Raw genomic sequence first — 15831 nt, 5'->3', positions numbered from 1 at the left:
CCTTCTTATTTAAATGTTAGTCTATCACTTTCTCTGATCGTTGTCATGAGTTTTTTCAATTGGGAAGAAATTATGATTTTTCCTTAGTCGACAGAATAGAGAAAGATTGTTACACTATTTTTATTACTTTATTGAGGTGGCTTATGTTTTTATTTACAACACAAACAATCGACTCTAGCAATACAAATGTTGTTGATCAAGCAACGGAGCAATTGTCCGCATGGCAAAAATATTGGCACGCAATTGATTGGGATCGCGTATTTTCTATTTTGATTCAAAAAGGACTGACGATTTTAGCGGTTCTTATTCTGTTTTACTTGATTCGAAAAATCGGTAATTTTTTGATCAATCGGTCCTTTGATCGACAAAAGAAAAAAATCGCAGACAATGTAACTAGGATCGAAACCATCCATACTTTGACACTTAATGTTTTCTCCTATACATTATTTTTCTTCTTTCTCTATTCTATCTTAGATACATTAGGTATTCCGGTGGGCTCATTATTAGCGGGAGCTGGAATTGCCGGCATCGCTATTGGTTTAGGTGCTCAAGGCTTCACTAACGACATTATTACTGGTTTTTTCATAATAATGGAGCAGCAAATCGATGTCGGAGATTATATTCGCTTGGTGAACCTTAATATAGAAGGAACTGTGACCTCTGTTGGTATACGAATGCTGCAAATGAAGGCGGCTGACGGTACTGTGCACTTTGTTCCTAATCGAAATATCACTACCATTAGTAATCTTTCTCGTGCTCATATGCAAGTAAAAGTGGATGTTCGTATTCAACCAGATGAAGGATATGATAAAATCAGTCAATTAATTGATAAAGCCAATCAAAAACTTGCGAAAGATTTTAAAGACGAGATCTTTGATGGACCCACACTCTTTGGTATGGTTGATTTAGGCAATAGCAACTACGCCATCCGTACGATTCTATATGTCACAAATGGAAAACAATATAAGCTTCAAGAGGAATTTTTGACCACCTATGTAAAAGTTCTAAATCAGAATGGTTTTACGATTCCAAATAATCCAATAACAATAGGAAAATAAAAACATCGACCCATGATTAACTTCATAGGTCGATGTTTTTATTGAGTAAATGGGTTTCCATATTTGTCACGATAGCCATAATAACCCAAACGGTATAAATCAACTTCTTTTTTTGCTTGAATCAGACTATCGCTGGTCAATTGAAGTGCATATTCTGTGAACTCTAACGAAGCTGTTCCATTTGCTGTGACTAGGTTACGATCACTAACGGCTTGTCTTTCATAAAAATTGTCTGGAGTTTGATAGTTAGGAAAGTCATGCCACAAGAAACGTGCATTTCCAGTGTGCTTGTACCCCTCAAGAAAACCATGCTGAGCCAAATAATCAACTGCCCCGCAGATTGCAGCTACAGGTAATCCGCGTGTCATTTGATTTTGAATGATTTGATAAAGCTCTTTGCTATGAATGTTCCAAGAGTTGCCGCCAATCAATACTAAAAGATCATAAACTTGATCGATTTTTGAAAAATTCAAATCAATTACTGTTTGCAAACCGCCAATTGACTCTACTTTTGGTAAATTCGAAGCCGTTTTTATTTGCCAATCCTCACGCTGGTTAAGTAGACTCAGTAAATAGGCACCTTCCCAATCGGCATATTGATCTAGCAAAACAAATAATGCTGTTTTCATACTATCTCTCCCTTCCGCTTTGTTTAGTATCTTCAGTTTAACAAAATCGGAAAGGGAAATCTCTGAGATTTTATTAGTTTATTTCTTTTTTACCAACTAGCTTTTTTTACACCAGGGATTTGGCCTTTATGAGCCAGTTCTCGGAATTTGATTCGAGACATACCAAATTTACGCATATACCCTCTTGGTCGTCCATCAATCAAATCGCGACGCTTTAATCGATTAGGGTTAGAATCTCGAGGTAACTTTGCTAATCCTTCGTAATCACCTGCCGCCTTTAAAGCCATACGTTGTTCTGCATATTGTTCTATAAGTGTCTGTTGCTTCTTCATTTTAACAACTTTAGATTTTTTTGCCATTGCTTTCTCCTTTTTATTTACTATATCCATTGAACTTAATCGTAATCATTACTGTTTAAACACTATGACAAATTACCACGCTTAACAATTTTTGTCAATAAAACTGTCCTTATCTAGTTAGGTCTTACTATAATTCGAATAAAAAAGGACCTTTTTACAGGTCCTGTCGCTTTATGAATTTGCATGAATAATAATCTTAGCTTCCGGATTTTTTCGTTCAAACGAATGAAATGTATAGTTCACTGCCTTTAATATCTCTCTGCGAGTAACAATCCCACAAAAGACACCCTCTTGGTCTAAAACAGGGAGAAAAGATGAATCTACTAGAAGATGTAAAACGTCTTCTAACTCAGCGTCTGGTCTCATCACAGACACGTCTGTTTTCATCACATCAGCTACCGTTAATTCTTCTAAATTGGATGTATCAATACCATCGATTCCCAACATTTTTTTTACAATATCATTCAAACTCAATAAACCAACAAAATGATCCTCTTTGTCTAAAACCGGAATAGTTGAATAACCAGCTTGAGACAACAGTAATAGTGCATGTTCTAAAGGATGTTCCTTCATTACATTAGCAACATTCTCCGCGGGAATCATCATGGTTTCCTCGTGTTCTCTCATTAATTGTTCAATCGCGGGACTAATCATATGGCGCCTCCGTTCTAATATCTTCACTTTATTTTACCTTATCGATAAAAAGAAAGCGTTGTTTACCCAAATATTTAATAAAAATTAGGAACTAACGTTCAAAATTAGCCACTAACTCCTCTATCGGTTGATGCGCGCGATTATAAAATTGTATAGAATAACCGTCTTTCTCACTATCAATAATCGCATAGCTAGGAATTTGTATAGGGCCGCGCGGTTGAGAAATACTACCAGGATTTAAAAATAATATATGATTATCAAGCTCAGCTACAGCTTGATGAATATGACCAAACAAAGCGATATTTGCTCCAGCTTCCTGCGCTTGCAACGCAAGCGTGGTTAATCCAAAACGTACATTTGATAAATGACCATGGGTCATATAGATAACGTCATCGCCGATAGAAAGGATTTGTTCTTTCTTATATGCAGGATCATAATCGCAATTCCCCGTAACAACAGTAAAATGCTGCCACAATTCATCATTAGCTTTTAATTCCGAATCACCACAATGAAACATTTGATCAACCATTCCAACATAGCGATTGACAATTTCCACTAAAATATTACGATCTCCATGATTATCGCTGACAACTAAATACTTCATTTATTTTCCTCCAACCAATCTTTCCAAACTTTTTCCAGCTGTTTGACCGCCATTCCGCGATGACTCATCTCATTTTTTTCTTCACTTGATAATTCCGCAGAAGTCTTTCCATATTCCGGCACAATAAATAACGGATCGTAACCAAAACCATTGTCTCCTTGGGGGATTCGACCAATACGTCCATTCCAATCAGCTTCAACTACTAAACTCTCCTTTTGGGGAGCAGCAAAAACCAGCGTGCAGTGGAAATGGGCAGTTCTTTTGTCATCTGATACATCAGTTAACTCATGCAATAATTTAGCATTGTTAGCCGCATCACTTTTTTGTTCTCCGGCAAATCGAGCAGAAAAAATTCCAGGCATCCCGTTTAATGCATCAACAACCAAACCAGAGTCATCGGCCAGAACAGGCTGCTGTAATAGTTGGGCAATCGTTTCTGCTTTTAACCGTGCATTTTCTTCAAATGTTTTCCCTGTTTCTTCAACATCAGGCAATTCTGGGTAATCTAAAAGTGTTTTTGTTTGATACCCCTCTTTTGCGAACAAGGCTGAAAATTCCTTGGCTTTTCCTGGATTGCGAGTGGCGATAACGATAGTCTTCTCTTCTGTTTTAACTTCAGAAAAAAGTGCTTCTTTTTGATAAGCAATCAAATCCTCAATACCCGCTTTTCCATGTAAAATCAAGGCATTCAGTTCGTCGTCATCAAATGTCGCCTCTTCCCCAGTACCTTGTATTTCTACAAAGCGTCCAGATTCCGTCATGACTAGATTCATATCAACAGCTGCTGAAGAATCTTCTTGATAATCTAAATCTGTCACGACTGTTCCGTCAGGTAGTATTCCAACGCTAATTGCTGCTAAATGTTCCTTAATTGGATCTTCTGTTAACTCTCCACTAGCTAATAACTTGTTGATCGCCAAACGTAAGGCGACAAATCCACCAGTGATACTGGCTGTTCTAGTTCCACCATCTGCCTGAATGACGTCGCAATCTACAATGATGCTTCGTTCACCCAATTTTTCCAAATCGATCACTGCCCGTAAAGATCGACCAATGAGACGTTGGATTTCCATTGTTCGTCCAGATAGTTTTCCTTTGGCACTTTCACGTCGATTTCGAGTATTAGTTGCTCTAGGCAGCATGCTGTACTCTGCTGTTACCCATCCAGTCTCGCTCCCTCTTAAAAATGGTGGCACAGATTCTTCTAGGGTTGCTGAACAGATCACTTTTGTGTCCCCGAATGAAATAACAACGGACCCCTCTGGATGCTTAAAAACGCTTGTTTCAATTTTTATCGGTCGCAATTGCTGAACCGTTCTTCCATCATGTCGCAAATTATTCTCCTCCTAGATTTATATGAGTCACATCTAAATTCGTAATATTTAACCATTCCCCTGCAATATCCTTAAACATTTTTGGAGAACCTGTCGTATAAAATTTCCGTGTTTTCGTTTCAGACTGTTCATAGTTATTTAAATTGAAATAGTCCAATAATGTACTCACATCATTAACAGTTTCTGCACCTGAGTCAATCAACGTTACGTTCTGCCCGATTACATTTTGAATGATTGGACGTAACAATGGATAATGGGTACACCCTAGAATCAAAGTATCCAACTTTTCCTTTTTCAAAGGAGTTAATGTTTGAGAAACAATTTTTTTCGCTACCGAGCTATTAAATTGATTACTTTCAACAATCGGTACAAATTTTGGGCATGCTAAACTAGAAACATAAGTATCAGGAGCTTTTTCCTGTAGTTCGTGTTTATAAGAACCACTTTTTACTGTTCCAATGGTTCCGATAATTCCCACGCGCCCATTTTCGCTTGCCTTTAACGCTGCGCGAGATCCTGGCTGTATAACACCGATTACGGGAATATCTACGGTTCTTTTAATTTCTTCCAAAGCTACTGCCGTCGCTGTATTACAAGCGATTACTAGCATTTTTATATTTTTTTTCAATAAAAAACGAGTCATCTGCCAGGTAAATTCAATGACTTGCTCAGCTGGTCGAGGACCATACGGACAACGTGCCGTATCTCCAAGATATAAAATTTCTTCATTTGGCAACTGGCGCATTGCTTCTTTGACTACAGTCAAACCACCAACGCCAGAATCAATGAAGCCAATCGGTCTTTCATTTGACAAAACGCTCATCCCAATCTAGTTCAAAGTATCACCTTATTTTCCACTTTTTGACGAAATATTTCAAGCCCTAGAACCTACTTGGCAAAAAGCGTTTTCTTTTGAATGAAAAACAATCGGTGCTAAACTTATATATAAGAGAGGCGGGGATAAAAATGGATAAAAAAGAACTTATGGAAAACTTGGGTAAAGTTTCTGCTGGGGATCGTAATCAAGATCCGGCGATTAAAGCAACCGAAAATAATACTGAGAAAAGAAAAAATGATGCGTCAGATGAGCATGAACCCGGTATCCTGGAAAAGCTTGGAAAAACTCAAGCCGGTGCTGTCTATGAAGATCCAGCGATGAAGGAAACTGAACGAGAAACAGAAAAAGAGAAGGAATAAGTTTCATTCACCAAGCAAACCAATGATTGTGAAGATTGACTTAATTTATCAGAACGATAAAAAGCGAAGATCACTGTTTAGACAGATCTTCGCTTTTTGGCATTTCTAAATTAATAATTGTATTTACTTGCCTCTAAAAAGTTAGAAAGAAGAGACAATAAGTAACAAACAACAAAATACATTGCTGTCATGGCAATAAACATTGGAATAACGTAATTAGTATTTTGTCCATAAATGATTTTTGCATTATGAGTCAATTCCGGTAATGAAATGATAACCGCTAGTGATGTATCTTTGATTAAAGAAATCAATTGACTTAAAATTGCTGGCAACATTGATTTAAATGCTTGCGGCATGACAATCATCGTCAAAGTTTGCACATACGTCAAACCAGAAGACATCCCCGCTTCTGTCTGACCGCTAGGCACAGCATTAAGTCCTGCACGAAAAATTTCAGATAACATCGCCGATTCGAAAATTGTCAAAGCTGCAACGGCTGCCCAGAAAATATTCAGTTTAATACCGATCTGCGGTAATGCAAAATAAGTGAAAAATATAATCAGCAACAACGGCAAGTTTCGAATAATATCCACAACTATTCCTAAGGCTTTTGAAAGAATAGGAATATCACTGTAACGAACGGTCCCAGCGATTCCTCCGAGAATCATGCTGAAAATGATTGAAACAACAGAAACTTGGATCGTTACCCACAGCCCGTCTAAAAGGAAACGCAAATTAATCCATGAAAAAGCATCACTCATATTTTATTCCCCTTCCTTTCTAGGCATTCGACCAATGCTTATCTAAATAGTTCATCAGATAAGACAGTGGCAACGTTAAAATCAAGTAAAATAATCCAACAATAATGTAAGTGTCGAAGGTATTGAATGTTGTACTCGCAATCAAATCCCCTTGGTACATTAAATCTAAACCTGCAACCATCGCTAAAATAGAGGAGTTTTTAATCAAGTTGATGAATTGATTTCCTAAAGGTGGTACAACAATTTTAAATGCTTGTGGCAAAACGATAAAACGCATCGTTTCTGCGTAAGAAAATCCCGAAGATAAGCCTGCTTCCATTTGTCCTTTCGGAACAGTCTGGATTCCAGAACGAACGGTTTCCGCAATAAAGGCAGACGTGTATATCGTCAGCCCGATAGTTCCCGCCTGAAAACCATCAAAACTATAGAAATACATCGGTGCCACAACGTAAAAGAACATTACGATGATCAGTAGAGGAATGTTTCGGAAAAAAGCCACGTAGGCCTTTGCTAAGCTGCGAATGATCCGATTGTGAGACAATTGCAGGATCGCCATCAGGGTTCCAATGATTAAACTGAAGACCAACGCAAGTAAACTTGCATAAATTGTAAATTTAAAGCCGCTGATGAAATCAGCTGAAAAAGTTTGGAATAATTGTGCCATTAGAACTGTGCCCCCTTCTTCGCCCGTCCATCTGCATCCTCAGGGAACCATTTTTCAAAAATTTCATTATAAGTACCATTGTCATGCATCTTGTGCAAGGCAGTATTAACTTCCTTCAAGAAATCATCTTGTCCTTTATTAATAGCAATTCCATAGGGCTCATTAGTGAACGTACCACCCGTCAATTGGTAGTTATCATTCTCCGAGGCCATACCAAGTAAAATGGCATTATCCGTTGTCATCGCTTGTCCTTGTCCAGATTGTAAAGCTGTAAATGCTTCAGCATAGTTCTCTAATTCAAGAATCTTAGCCTCAGGAGCATGTTTACGAATATTGATTGTAGACGTTGATCCTTTAACGGCTAGTACAGTGTCATCAGCTGTCAAATCTTTAATATCTTTGATATGACTACCTTTCTTAACTAATAAAGATTGTCCTGCGTCAAAATAAATATCGGAGAAATCAACTTCCTTTTTTCGGTCCTCCGTGATTGTCATTGTAGCAATAATCGCATCAATGTTTCCGTTTTTTAATAATGGAATTCGCGTTTTCGAAGTAACTTCAACGAATTCTGCTTTCCCATCCTTACCAAGAATTTCTTTAGTAATAGCCTTAGCAATATCAATGTCAAATCCTTCGACTTTACGCGTGTTTATATCCATCATTCCAAATAGACGAGTGTCATATTTCACACCCCATGTGATGGTTGGTTCCTTTTGAATTCGTGTTGCAATATTCTCGTTTGCGACACTCTCTCCTTTACATCCTGACAGCACTATCACAAGCAGCATCGGAAGAAATAAAAAGGAGACTAATTTTTTTATCTTCGACATAAGCCGCCCTCCTAGTGATTGATTACTTTGCTAACAAATTGCTGTGCGCGTTCTTCTTGCGGTTTTTCAAAGAAGCCTTTGACGTCTCTTGTATCTTCCAATACCTCGCCATCGGCCATGAAAATGATCCGATCTGCCACCTCTTTCGCAAATCCCATTTCGTGTGTTACTACAATCATTGACATGCCATCGCGAGCGATCTTCTTCATTACATTCAAAACGTCGCCAATCATTTCTGGATCGAGTGCAGAGGTCGGCTCATCAAAAAGCAGCAAGTCAGGATTCATCGCTAATCCTCGGGCGATGGCGATCCGTTGTTGCTGTCCTCCAGATAACATAGACGGATAAGAATCTTTCTTATCCAGCATGTCCACTCGATCTAATAATTTTTCAGCAGTTCTTGTCGCTTCTTCTGTAGACTGCTTTAAAACCTTGATAGGTGCTAACGTAATATTTTCTAACGCAGTTTTATTTGGATAAAGATTAAAATGTTGGAAGACCATTCCGATATTTTTTCGGATATCCTTTAACTTGACTTCCTTACTATGTAAATTTTTGTCATTTACAAGCAACTCTCCAGAAGTTATGTCTTCAAGACCATTGATACAGCGTAACATGGTACTTTTCCCCGAACCAGATGGTCCGATTACTACGACAACTTCTCCTTTTTCAAAGGTTAAGTTAATATTTTTCAAGGCATGAAACTTTCCATAATATTTTTCTACATGCTTAAATTCAACCATTGGCATGTCATACCACCTCATTTTCCTTAGCATTTTCTAATTTTTCCAACGTAAGTTTAATTATAAGCTAAGTTTTTTTACTTTGTAAAGAAAAAAACTCAACGACAAAAACTTTTTTTACGATTCCTACTATTTCTATGTTATATTTCCTCACACGTAAGCCGTTTGTACTTTTGATAAAAATGATGATTAGAGTTGTCATGTTTAGAAAAAAAAGGTAGTATTTGAAGAGACTATTGAAAGAATTTTTTACGAAAAGGTGAGTTAATGAAAAATATCATTTTGACTGGTGATCGCCCAACAGGACAATTACATCTGGGACATTACGTTGGATCACTAAAAAATCGTGTTCTAATGCAAGAGGACCCTGAAAATAAATTATTTATCATGATAGCTGATATGCAGGCTTTGACAGACAATGCCAAAAATCCAGAAAAAGTTTCCTCGAATGTTTTACAAGTCGCACTAGATTATTTAGCGGTTGGATTAGATCCTAAACGTTCAACCTTATTCATCCAGTCTCAAATCCCTGAATTAGCTGAATTAACAATGTACTATTTAAATTTAGTAAGTGTCGGTCGTGTTCGACGGAACCCGACAGTGAAATCTGAAATCGAACAAAAGAAATTTGGTGAAAGTGTTCCCACTGGTTTCTTCATCTATCCTGTTTCTCAAGCTTCCGACATCACTGCTTTCAAAGCAAACCTTGTCCCCGTGGGAGAAGATCAAAAGCCGATGCTTGAACAAACACAAGAAATTGTTCAAAGCTTTAATCATACGTATGGAGAAGTTCTTGTTGAACCTAAAGGAGTCTTTCCAGAAAAAGGACAAGGTAGACTACCTGGCATTGACGGAAATGGTAAAATGAGTAAATCTCTTGGAAATGGTATCTATTTGGCCGATTCTGCTGATGTTTTAGCAAAAAAAGTCATGAGCATGTACACGGATCCAAATCACATTCATGTGGAAGATCCAGGTCAGGTTGAAGGCAATATGGTATTCACCTACTTAGATGTTTTTGGTACAGACAAAGAAAAAATCGCTGAATTAAAAGAACATTATCGTCGCGGTGGTCTTGGAGACGTGAAAATTAAACGTTACTTGATCGAAGTGCTTGAGGCTGAGTTTGGTCCAATTCGTGCTCGTCGAGAAGAATATGCAAAAAATCCAGATGCGATTATGCAAATGTTAAAAGAAGGCAGTGAAAAAGCGCAAGCAGTCGCTGCAGATACCTTGACAGAAGTTAAGCAAGCGATGGGGATTAATTATTTCAATTAGTCAGATCAATTTTTAGAGGCTAGTTATAAATAGAAAAACACTCGCGAAATCGCGAGTGTTTTTATTCGGCTTAATGATAAAAATCGAATCGACCCTTCGCCATGACCTCTTTTACGCCGCCTGTCTCAAACAGCGAGCGATCCATGATAGCCTTTTTAATAAATGACGCAGGATAAGCTGTCACCTCTGTTTTTCCTACAACACCAAATGCATGAGTATTCCCAATAGAGGCTACAGAACCTAGTGATTTAAATGAGAACGGCTTGCTTGGTTGTCCCTTCATTTGATTTAAAATATCTTTCCCAGCATATGACCCCATCTTTAATGCAATCTGTGCAGTTGTTGGGTAAGGTCGATTGCTTGATGGATCCATTACAGCAGAAACATCACCTAACAAATAAACGTCATCATGATTTGGGTCAGTTAAATTGGGTTTTACCATCACACGGCCACGACGTTCCTCAAAGCCTGAATCACCAATGACTTGACTTCCGCTAACTCCTGTAGTCCAAATAATCGTTTTCGCTTTAAGTGCGACTAAGTCATTTTCATCTTCTTTAGAATTTTGATAAATCACTGCACCCGGTTCAACTTTTTTAATTGGTTTACCTGTTAGTAATTGAACATCCCACTTATTCAGATGATCAAGACAATACTGCCCTAATTTTTCGCTGAACATTGGTAAAATTTTGTCTACTGCTTCTACACAATAAATTTGTATATCTTCAGGTTTTACGCCGGCAATGTCCGCAAAAGACTTGCTTCCTTCAACCAATGCTCCGACCAATTCAATTCCTGTAAAACCTGCTCCACAAACGACTATTCGTAGATATTCTTCATTCTTCGTTTCTTTGTATTGCTTCATTTGTTCAATAATGTGTTTATGAACTTGATCCGCTGTTTTTACGTCCACCATCTCAAGAGAGTTTTCTTTTACACCTGGGATACCGAAAGATTCAGATTGAAATCCTAGGGCTACAATTAAGTAATCATAGGTCAGTGTTTGATTTTCTAAGTAAACCTTCTTTTCATCGGCATCAATTTTTTCAACTGTGTCTTTAATAAAGGTGGTTTTTTTAGGATTTACTACGTCTTTTATTGCATAGCAAATTTTTTCATCAGGCTGCGTGCCAGCTGCTACTTCATGCAAACTAGTTGATTCATAATGATAGTCATTCCGATCCACTAAGCTAATATGAATATCTGCTCCTGATTTTTGTAACACATGCAATGCTCGCAATCCTGCGTAGCCCGCGCCTAAAATGACTATTTCTTTCATTTCTATTTCCTCCTTTAAAATAAAAACGTCAATGCAAAACTAATAACTTGTGCAGTAGCACCTACCGCCAAAATACGTACAGCGCAAATGAACGTTTCACGTTTAACTTGTCTTTTTGTAAATATTCGAACCTGCTTATAGATAAACGGTGCAACTAAAAATGTCCCCAGCATTGACCATGGGGCAATCTTGACGCTCACAGAAAGTAGAATCGCCAAAAAAGCAGCTACATTCATTCCTACAAATAAACGAATAGCTTGTGGCTTTCCTAAATAGTGAACCAATGTAAAGCGATTGTTCTTTTCGTCTTCTTCTACGTCACAAATATTGTTTGCCAGCATAAGATTTGCGATCCATAGTGTATTTGGCAGTGAAATAAGAAAGATCTCGCTCAAATTCGCGAAATTCCATTGAAACACCTCATACGTATTCAAATAGACACACAAAATTGTAATCATAAACCCCATCGTTAATCCTGAAAAAACTTCACCTAATGGAAGACTAGATAGTGGCTTGGGACCAGATGAATAAAAAATTCCTACACCATAACAAAATAACCCCATCACTAAAAAAGGCCACCCGACTATAAAAGACATACCGATACCGATCAGTGCTGAGACAATGATCATTCCCATCATCATTCGGAAAACCAGTTTTAAATCTAAGCCCTCTCTCCCAATGATATTGGTTTTTTCTCGATAGTCATGAATTTCCGTCGCATGGTGATAGTCATTATAGTTGTCCAAAATATCAACAGCCATGTTGAAAATGACCATTGCGACAAAATATAATAGGACTAGACCTAAATGAAGTTTGTGAAAATTATACAGGCTAAAACAAATCCCAATAAAAAAAGGCAGGATGCTCGCAGTTTTCGCTTTAAATTCCACGAGTTCCAAGAAAACGGTTAAATTCATCTCACCCAACTTTCTTAAATTTCTTTTTCATGTTCATTATGCTATTTTTATACTTTTTGTTCAAAGGATTTGCTTGTCCTTCATGTGTTTTCTTTCACGAAACGCTAATTAAGCATTCTAGTAGTTTTTCTGGTACTCATAGGATAAAATGGAAATGAAAACGTTGTAAGAAGGAGCACCTATGTTGGACTACTGGAATGAATACCCAAAAATACAGGAAAATCTAATTCAAGTTAAGAAATTGATCTCGCAAAGACTTGTTATTAATAATAAATCGATTGAAGAGGCCATTACTAAATTTTCTTCTACAGGAGGAAAAATGATTCGTCCGGCACTCTTTTTTCTTTTTGCCGATTTTGGAGAAAAAAAACAACAGGAACAATTAATAAAAGTCGCAGCTTCACTCGAACTGCTGCATTCTGCAACACTCGTCCATGATGATATTATAGATGATTCACCAACTCGTCGAGGGATGCCCTCTGTTCAATCTCGTTTTGGCAAAGACGTCGCAGTTTACACCGGAGATTTTATGTATACTAGTTATTTTGAGTTGCTTGCTGAATGTATGAGTGAGACCCCTTTTTTATTGAAAAACGCTCAAGCGATGAAAAAAGTGCTTCAGGGAGAACTAACACAAATGACTTGTACGTTTAATCCGGATCAATCAATTAACGATTATTTACGAAATATTAATGGAAAAACAGCTGAATTAATCCGACTTAGTTGTCAAGAAGGTGCCTACTTTGGTGGATCAGATAAAAAATTGCAGGCTCGTGCAAAACGAATAGGTTCTGCGATAGGATTGGCTTTTCAAGTCTACGATGATATTTTAAACTTTTCTTTGGAGCTTGGCGATGAGCAAAAACCGATACTTACAGATGTACGACAAGGGATTTTTACATTGCCTTTGCTCATTGCAAGAGATAACTGCCCAAAAGTTGTCCGTCCATACTTAGAACAACCAGAAAACCTATCGCAAAAAGAATTGATCCAATTAGCCTTTTATGTCGATAATTTTGATGGAATAACTGGTGCATTGAAGTTTGCAAGAAAATTGACGAATAAAGCTTTAAATGAAATTCAAGAACTCCCCGATGGTGACAATAAAGAGATTTTAAAGAAAGTTGCCGCACAATTGTTGGAACGTTCTTATTAATTAGAAGGCTCTTTAATTTATAGTTTCCAAACGTATGAACATTGTCCTCCGTTTGTATGTTTGGATTCTTTTTTTATTTTCTTTTGCATTCAATCATTCTAAACAATGCTTTTTCTTCCATTTTTTACATGGTAGAATAAGGAATGAAAACGCATAAGGAGTAGTGATGAATGAATACGCACGAACTTTATCAAAAACTGGAGCTGTCTCCTGTCATTGCCGCAGCAAAAAATCCAGAGGAATTGGAGGCTGCCATAAATTCTGAAAGTGAAGTCATTTTCATCCTTCAATCTCACCTGATGGAGCTGTCAGAACTATCGAAAAAAATAAAGGACAGCGGAAAAGCAGCCATTTTACATGCAGATTTGGTTAAGGGCCTGTCTTCTGATGAGAAAGCGGTTGATTACATTAAACAATCTACTTCTTTTGATGGCATTATTTCCACAAAACCTGCCTTCATTCGTCACGCAAAAAAACATGGGATGTTAGCTATTCAGCGTTTCTTTCTTCTAGATTCTTCTGCTTTGGCAAATGTTAATCGTCAATTAAAATACACAGAAGCAGATTTAGTTGAGGTACTCCCGAATGTCTCACCAAAAATTATTAAGGAAATAGTTGCTCACTCAAAAAAACCAGTAATCGTTGGCGGACTAATTCGTGATAAAGAGGATATTATGGGCGCTTTAGGCGCAGGAAGTTTGGCTGTGTCAACGACAGAAAGTTCGATTTGGTCGATTTAGCGATTGTTGAATATTCCCGAAGGTGTTATAATACAGGTAATTAAATAGTGGCTAGAGATAAAAAGAGTATAGCGATAAACGTCAACAGACATTGGCGTTTATTAACTGTGCTCTTTTTTGTCGTCTTTCAAATGAGAATTTGTAACAAGTAGCTCAATTAATAGGAGGAAAAATCTATGTATGATGTAATTGTAATCGGTTGCGGTATTGTCGGTGCTGCAACTGCCTACGAACTAAGCAAGTACAAGCTAAAAACACTTGTTCTAGAAGCGGAAAATGATGTTAGTTTAGGAGCCACAAGAGCCAATAGTGCGATTTTGCATGCAGGCTTTGATCCGGAACCAGGAAGTCTCATGGCAAGATTGAATGTTGAAGGTGCAGAACGTGCAAAGGAACTATGTAAAAAGCTTTCTGTTCATTACAACCAAATTGGTTCGTTGGTCGTTGCTTTTTCTCCTGATGAACTTGAATTGATCCGTGAGCTTTACGATCGGGGCGTAAAAAATGGTGTAAAGGATTTAGAACTTGTCGATAAAAAGGCTTTGCACCAGATGGAACCAAATCTTTCTCATGAGAGCCTTGGTGCTCTCTATGCCCCTACTGCAGCAATCGTCAATCCTTGGGAGTTTTGTATTGCACTAGCAGAAACCGCTGTAAGAAATGATGTAGAGCTTGCTTTAAATAGCCGAGTATGTGATATAAAGAAAACAGAGGACGGCTATAAAGTGATCACCAACAACGGTTCTTATCAAACACGCTACGTATTCAATGCTGCAGGTGTCCACTCAGATGAAATACACAACTTGATTGCTGAACCTAGTTTTGAAATTACACCAAAACGTGGAGAATACTATTTGCTAGATAAGTCTGAAGGAACCGCCGTTAATCATGTTATTTTCCAATGCCCTTCTAGTATCGGAAAAGGAGTGTTGATTAGTCCAACTGTTCATGGAAACTTAGTCGTCGGTCCAAATTCAGAAGCTGTTGCGAAAAATGATCTAGATAGCGGTAGAGATACTGGAAATACGATTTCTGGCTTAAAAACAGTGGCTGATTTAGCAAGAAAATCTCTTCCTGATCTTAACTTGCGTCAATCTATTCGAAATTTTTCTGGGGTGCGGGCAAATAACAGTGCTGGAGATTTTATTCTTCAAGCGGCAGCTCCTGGCTTTATTGATCTTGCCGGCATCAAATCACCTGGTCTAACCTCTGCTCCAGCAATTGCAGTGTATGGTATTGAACTTTTAGAACAGTCAGCTAACAAGCGGTTTCCAAAAAAGGAGCATTATATTGATTCACGAGAAAAAATTGTCTTTGATGAATTGAGCCTCGAAGAGAAAAATAAAGTAATTTCAAGTAACAATTCTTATGGAAGAGTAATTTGTCGCTGTGAAAGCATTACTGAGGGAGAAATTAGAGCTGCTGCAAATTCCCCTATTCCTCCAGTCTCTCTTGACGGCATAAAAAGACGATGCAATGCAGGAATGGGAAGGTGCCAAGGAGGGTTTTGCGGTCCCCGAGTTGTTGAAATCTTGGCTGAAGAGCTACACAAAACACCACTAGATATTTTACAAGATCGTGAAGGAAGCAATATTTTAGTCGGTACAACGAAAGGAGGTCGTTAA

At 37.8% G+C, this 15831-nt stretch carries 18 protein-coding genes; 6 read left to right on the top strand and 12 right to left on the bottom strand.

Features of this window, described 5'->3' with window-relative positions; translation table 11 throughout:
• Window positions 1–143 precede the first annotated feature (143 nt).
• A complete protein-coding gene (locus RV13_RS04390) occupies window positions 144–1058 on the top strand; it encodes a mechanosensitive ion channel family protein (protein ID WP_010744775.1) in 915 nt (304 codons plus the stop codon).
• 38 nt (window positions 1059–1096) lie between these two features.
• Here the strand turns inward: RV13_RS04390 and RV13_RS04385 are convergent, their stop codons facing one another.
• The 6 genes from RV13_RS04385 to racE form a co-directional block, all read right to left on the bottom strand.
• Window positions 1097–1687, bottom strand: coding sequence for a DJ-1/PfpI family protein (locus RV13_RS04385; protein ID WP_010744774.1), 591 nt, complete (start codon window positions 1685–1687; stop codon window positions 1097–1099).
• 89 nt (window positions 1688–1776) lie between these two features.
• Window positions 1777–2046, bottom strand: coding sequence for a 30S ribosomal protein S14 (gene rpsN / locus RV13_RS04380; protein WP_010744773.1), 270 nt, complete (start codon window positions 2044–2046; stop codon window positions 1777–1779).
• 171 nt (window positions 2047–2217) lie between these two features.
• Window positions 2218–2700 (bottom strand): cyclic-di-AMP-binding protein CbpB, encoded by a 483-nt coding sequence (gene cbpB, locus RV13_RS04375; protein WP_010744772.1) that lies wholly within the window; start codon window positions 2698–2700, stop codon window positions 2218–2220.
• Between the two features lie 91 nt (window positions 2701–2791).
• Window positions 2792–3304 (bottom strand): metallophosphoesterase, encoded by a 513-nt coding sequence (locus tag RV13_RS04370; RefSeq protein WP_010744771.1) that lies wholly within the window; start codon window positions 3302–3304, stop codon window positions 2792–2794.
• A complete protein-coding gene (rph, locus tag RV13_RS04365; protein ID WP_028020584.1) occupies window positions 3301–4638 on the bottom strand; it encodes a ribonuclease PH in 1338 nt (445 codons plus the stop codon). The genes RV13_RS04370 and rph overlap by 4 nt, the downstream gene beginning before the upstream one ends.
• Window position 4639: 1 nt before the next feature.
• Complete coding sequence (gene racE, locus RV13_RS04360; RefSeq protein WP_278758400.1) at window positions 4640–5461, bottom strand: glutamate racemase; 822 nt, start codon at window positions 5459–5461, stop codon at window positions 4640–4642.
• A gap of 143 nt (window positions 5462–5604) precedes the next feature.
• Between racE and RV13_RS04355 the strand changes: the two genes are divergently transcribed.
• Window positions 5605–5835, top strand: a complete 231-nt coding sequence (locus RV13_RS04355) for a hypothetical protein (protein WP_010744768.1) — start codon at window positions 5605–5607, stop codon at window positions 5833–5835.
• A 110-nt stretch (window positions 5836–5945) separates the two neighbouring features.
• Here RV13_RS04355 and RV13_RS04350 read toward each other — a convergent pair whose 3' ends face one another.
• From RV13_RS04350 to RV13_RS04335, 4 genes are read right to left on the bottom strand one after another with little or no spacing between them, the layout of a single operon-like run.
• Complete coding sequence (locus RV13_RS04350) at window positions 5946–6596, bottom strand: amino acid ABC transporter permease (protein ID WP_010744767.1); 651 nt, start codon at window positions 6594–6596, stop codon at window positions 5946–5948.
• Window positions 6597–6615: 19 nt separating this feature from the next.
• Window positions 6616–7260, bottom strand: a complete 645-nt coding sequence (locus RV13_RS04345; RefSeq protein WP_010744766.1) for an amino acid ABC transporter permease — start codon at window positions 7258–7260, stop codon at window positions 6616–6618.
• The gene (locus RV13_RS04340) at window positions 7260–8093 is read right to left on the bottom strand and encodes a transporter substrate-binding domain-containing protein (protein ID WP_010744765.1); all 834 of its coding nucleotides are present in this window, start codon (window positions 8091–8093) and stop codon (window positions 7260–7262) included. Before RV13_RS04340 ends, RV13_RS04345 begins: the two co-directional genes overlap by 1 nt.
• 11 nt (window positions 8094–8104) lie before the next feature.
• Window positions 8105–8842 carry an amino acid ABC transporter ATP-binding protein gene (locus RV13_RS04335; RefSeq protein WP_010744764.1) on the bottom strand — a complete coding sequence of 246 codons (738 nt, stop codon included), beginning with the start codon at window positions 8840–8842 and terminating at the stop codon, window positions 8105–8107.
• Window positions 8843–9103: 261 nt separating this feature from the next.
• On the opposite strand from RV13_RS04335, the gene trpS reads away from it, so the two are divergent.
• The gene (gene trpS, locus RV13_RS04330; protein WP_010744763.1) at window positions 9104–10114 is read left to right on the top strand and encodes a tryptophan--tRNA ligase; all 1011 of its coding nucleotides are present in this window, start codon (window positions 9104–9106) and stop codon (window positions 10112–10114) included.
• Window positions 10115–10184: 70 nt separating this feature from the next.
• Here the strand turns inward: trpS and RV13_RS04325 are convergent, their stop codons facing one another.
• Together RV13_RS04325 and RV13_RS04320 are read right to left on the bottom strand one after the other, a co-directional pair.
• The gene (locus RV13_RS04325; RefSeq protein ID WP_010744762.1) at window positions 10185–11393 is read right to left on the bottom strand and encodes an NAD(P)/FAD-dependent oxidoreductase; all 1209 of its coding nucleotides are present in this window, start codon (window positions 11391–11393) and stop codon (window positions 10185–10187) included.
• A gap of 14 nt (window positions 11394–11407) precedes the next feature.
• A complete protein-coding gene (locus RV13_RS04320) occupies window positions 11408–12310 on the bottom strand; it encodes a prenyltransferase (RefSeq protein ID WP_010744761.1) in 903 nt (300 codons plus the stop codon).
• Between the two features lie 181 nt (window positions 12311–12491).
• On the opposite strand from RV13_RS04320, the gene RV13_RS04315 reads away from it, so the two are divergent.
• The 3 genes from RV13_RS04315 (at window position 12492) to RV13_RS04305 (ending at window position 15831) form a co-directional block, all read left to right on the top strand.
• Complete coding sequence (locus tag RV13_RS04315) at window positions 12492–13466, top strand: polyprenyl synthetase family protein (RefSeq protein ID WP_060789285.1); 975 nt, start codon at window positions 12492–12494, stop codon at window positions 13464–13466.
• A 170-nt stretch (window positions 13467–13636) separates the two neighbouring features.
• On the top strand, window positions 13637–14206 hold the full coding sequence (locus tag RV13_RS04310; protein ID WP_010744759.1) for a glycerol-3-phosphate responsive antiterminator: 570 nt from the start codon (window positions 13637–13639) through the stop codon (window positions 14204–14206).
• Between the two features lie 176 nt (window positions 14207–14382).
• Window positions 14383–15831, top strand: coding sequence for an NAD(P)/FAD-dependent oxidoreductase (locus RV13_RS04305; RefSeq protein WP_010744758.1), 1449 nt, complete (start codon window positions 14383–14385; stop codon window positions 15829–15831).

Origin of the sequence: Enterococcus raffinosus (genome assembly GCF_001886185.1) — a bacterium.
In the GTDB taxonomy this organism is placed as follows: Bacteria; Bacillota; Bacilli; order Lactobacillales; family Enterococcaceae; genus Enterococcus_A; species Enterococcus_A raffinosus.
Note: the sequence above shows the minus strand (reverse complement) of the source record. Positions and strands in the feature narration are given on the sequence as shown.

Bases quoted from the DNA above. Each gene is read 5' to 3' on its own strand.
- RV13_RS04390 (WP_010744775.1), top strand. From the start codon at position 144: ATGTTTTTATTTACAACACAAACAATCGACTCTAGCAATACAAATGTT.
- RV13_RS04385 (WP_010744774.1), bottom strand. From the start codon at position 1,687: ATGAAAACAGCATTATTTGTTTTGCTAGATCAATATGCCGATTGGGAA.
- rpsN (WP_010744773.1), bottom strand. From the start codon at position 2,046: ATGGCAAAAAAATCTAAAGTTGTTAAAATGAAGAAGCAACAGACACTT.
- cbpB (WP_010744772.1), bottom strand. From the start codon at position 2,700: ATGATTAGTCCCGCGATTGAACAATTAATGAGAGAACACGAGGAAACC.
- RV13_RS04370 (WP_010744771.1), bottom strand. From the start codon at position 3,304: ATGAAGTATTTAGTTGTCAGCGATAATCATGGAGATCGTAATATTTTA.
- racE (WP_278758400.1), bottom strand. From the start codon at position 5,461: ATGAGCGTTTTGTCAAATGAAAGACCGATTGGCTTCATTGATTCTGGC.
- RV13_RS04355 (WP_010744768.1), top strand. From the start codon at position 5,605: ATGGATAAAAAAGAACTTATGGAAAACTTGGGTAAAGTTTCTGCTGGG.
- RV13_RS04350 (WP_010744767.1), bottom strand. From the start codon at position 6,596: ATGAGTGATGCTTTTTCATGGATTAATTTGCGTTTCCTTTTAGACGGG.
- RV13_RS04345 (WP_010744766.1), bottom strand. From the start codon at position 7,260: ATGGCACAATTATTCCAAACTTTTTCAGCTGATTTCATCAGCGGCTTT.
- RV13_RS04340 (WP_010744765.1), bottom strand. From the start codon at position 8,093: ATGTCGAAGATAAAAAAATTAGTCTCCTTTTTATTTCTTCCGATGCTG.
- RV13_RS04335 (WP_010744764.1), bottom strand. From the start codon at position 8,842: ATGCCAATGGTTGAATTTAAGCATGTAGAAAAATATTATGGAAAGTTT.
- trpS (WP_010744763.1), top strand. From the start codon at position 9,104: ATGAAAAATATCATTTTGACTGGTGATCGCCCAACAGGACAATTACAT.
- RV13_RS04325 (WP_010744762.1), bottom strand. From the start codon at position 11,393: ATGAAAGAAATAGTCATTTTAGGCGCGGGCTACGCAGGATTGCGAGCA.
- RV13_RS04320 (WP_010744761.1), bottom strand. From the start codon at position 12,310: ATGAATTTAACCGTTTTCTTGGAACTCGTGGAATTTAAAGCGAAAACT.
- RV13_RS04315 (WP_060789285.1), top strand. From the start codon at position 12,492: ATGTTGGACTACTGGAATGAATACCCAAAAATACAGGAAAATCTAATT.
- RV13_RS04310 (WP_010744759.1), top strand. From the start codon at position 13,637: ATGAATACGCACGAACTTTATCAAAAACTGGAGCTGTCTCCTGTCATT.
- RV13_RS04305 (WP_010744758.1), top strand. From the start codon at position 14,383: ATGTATGATGTAATTGTAATCGGTTGCGGTATTGTCGGTGCTGCAACT.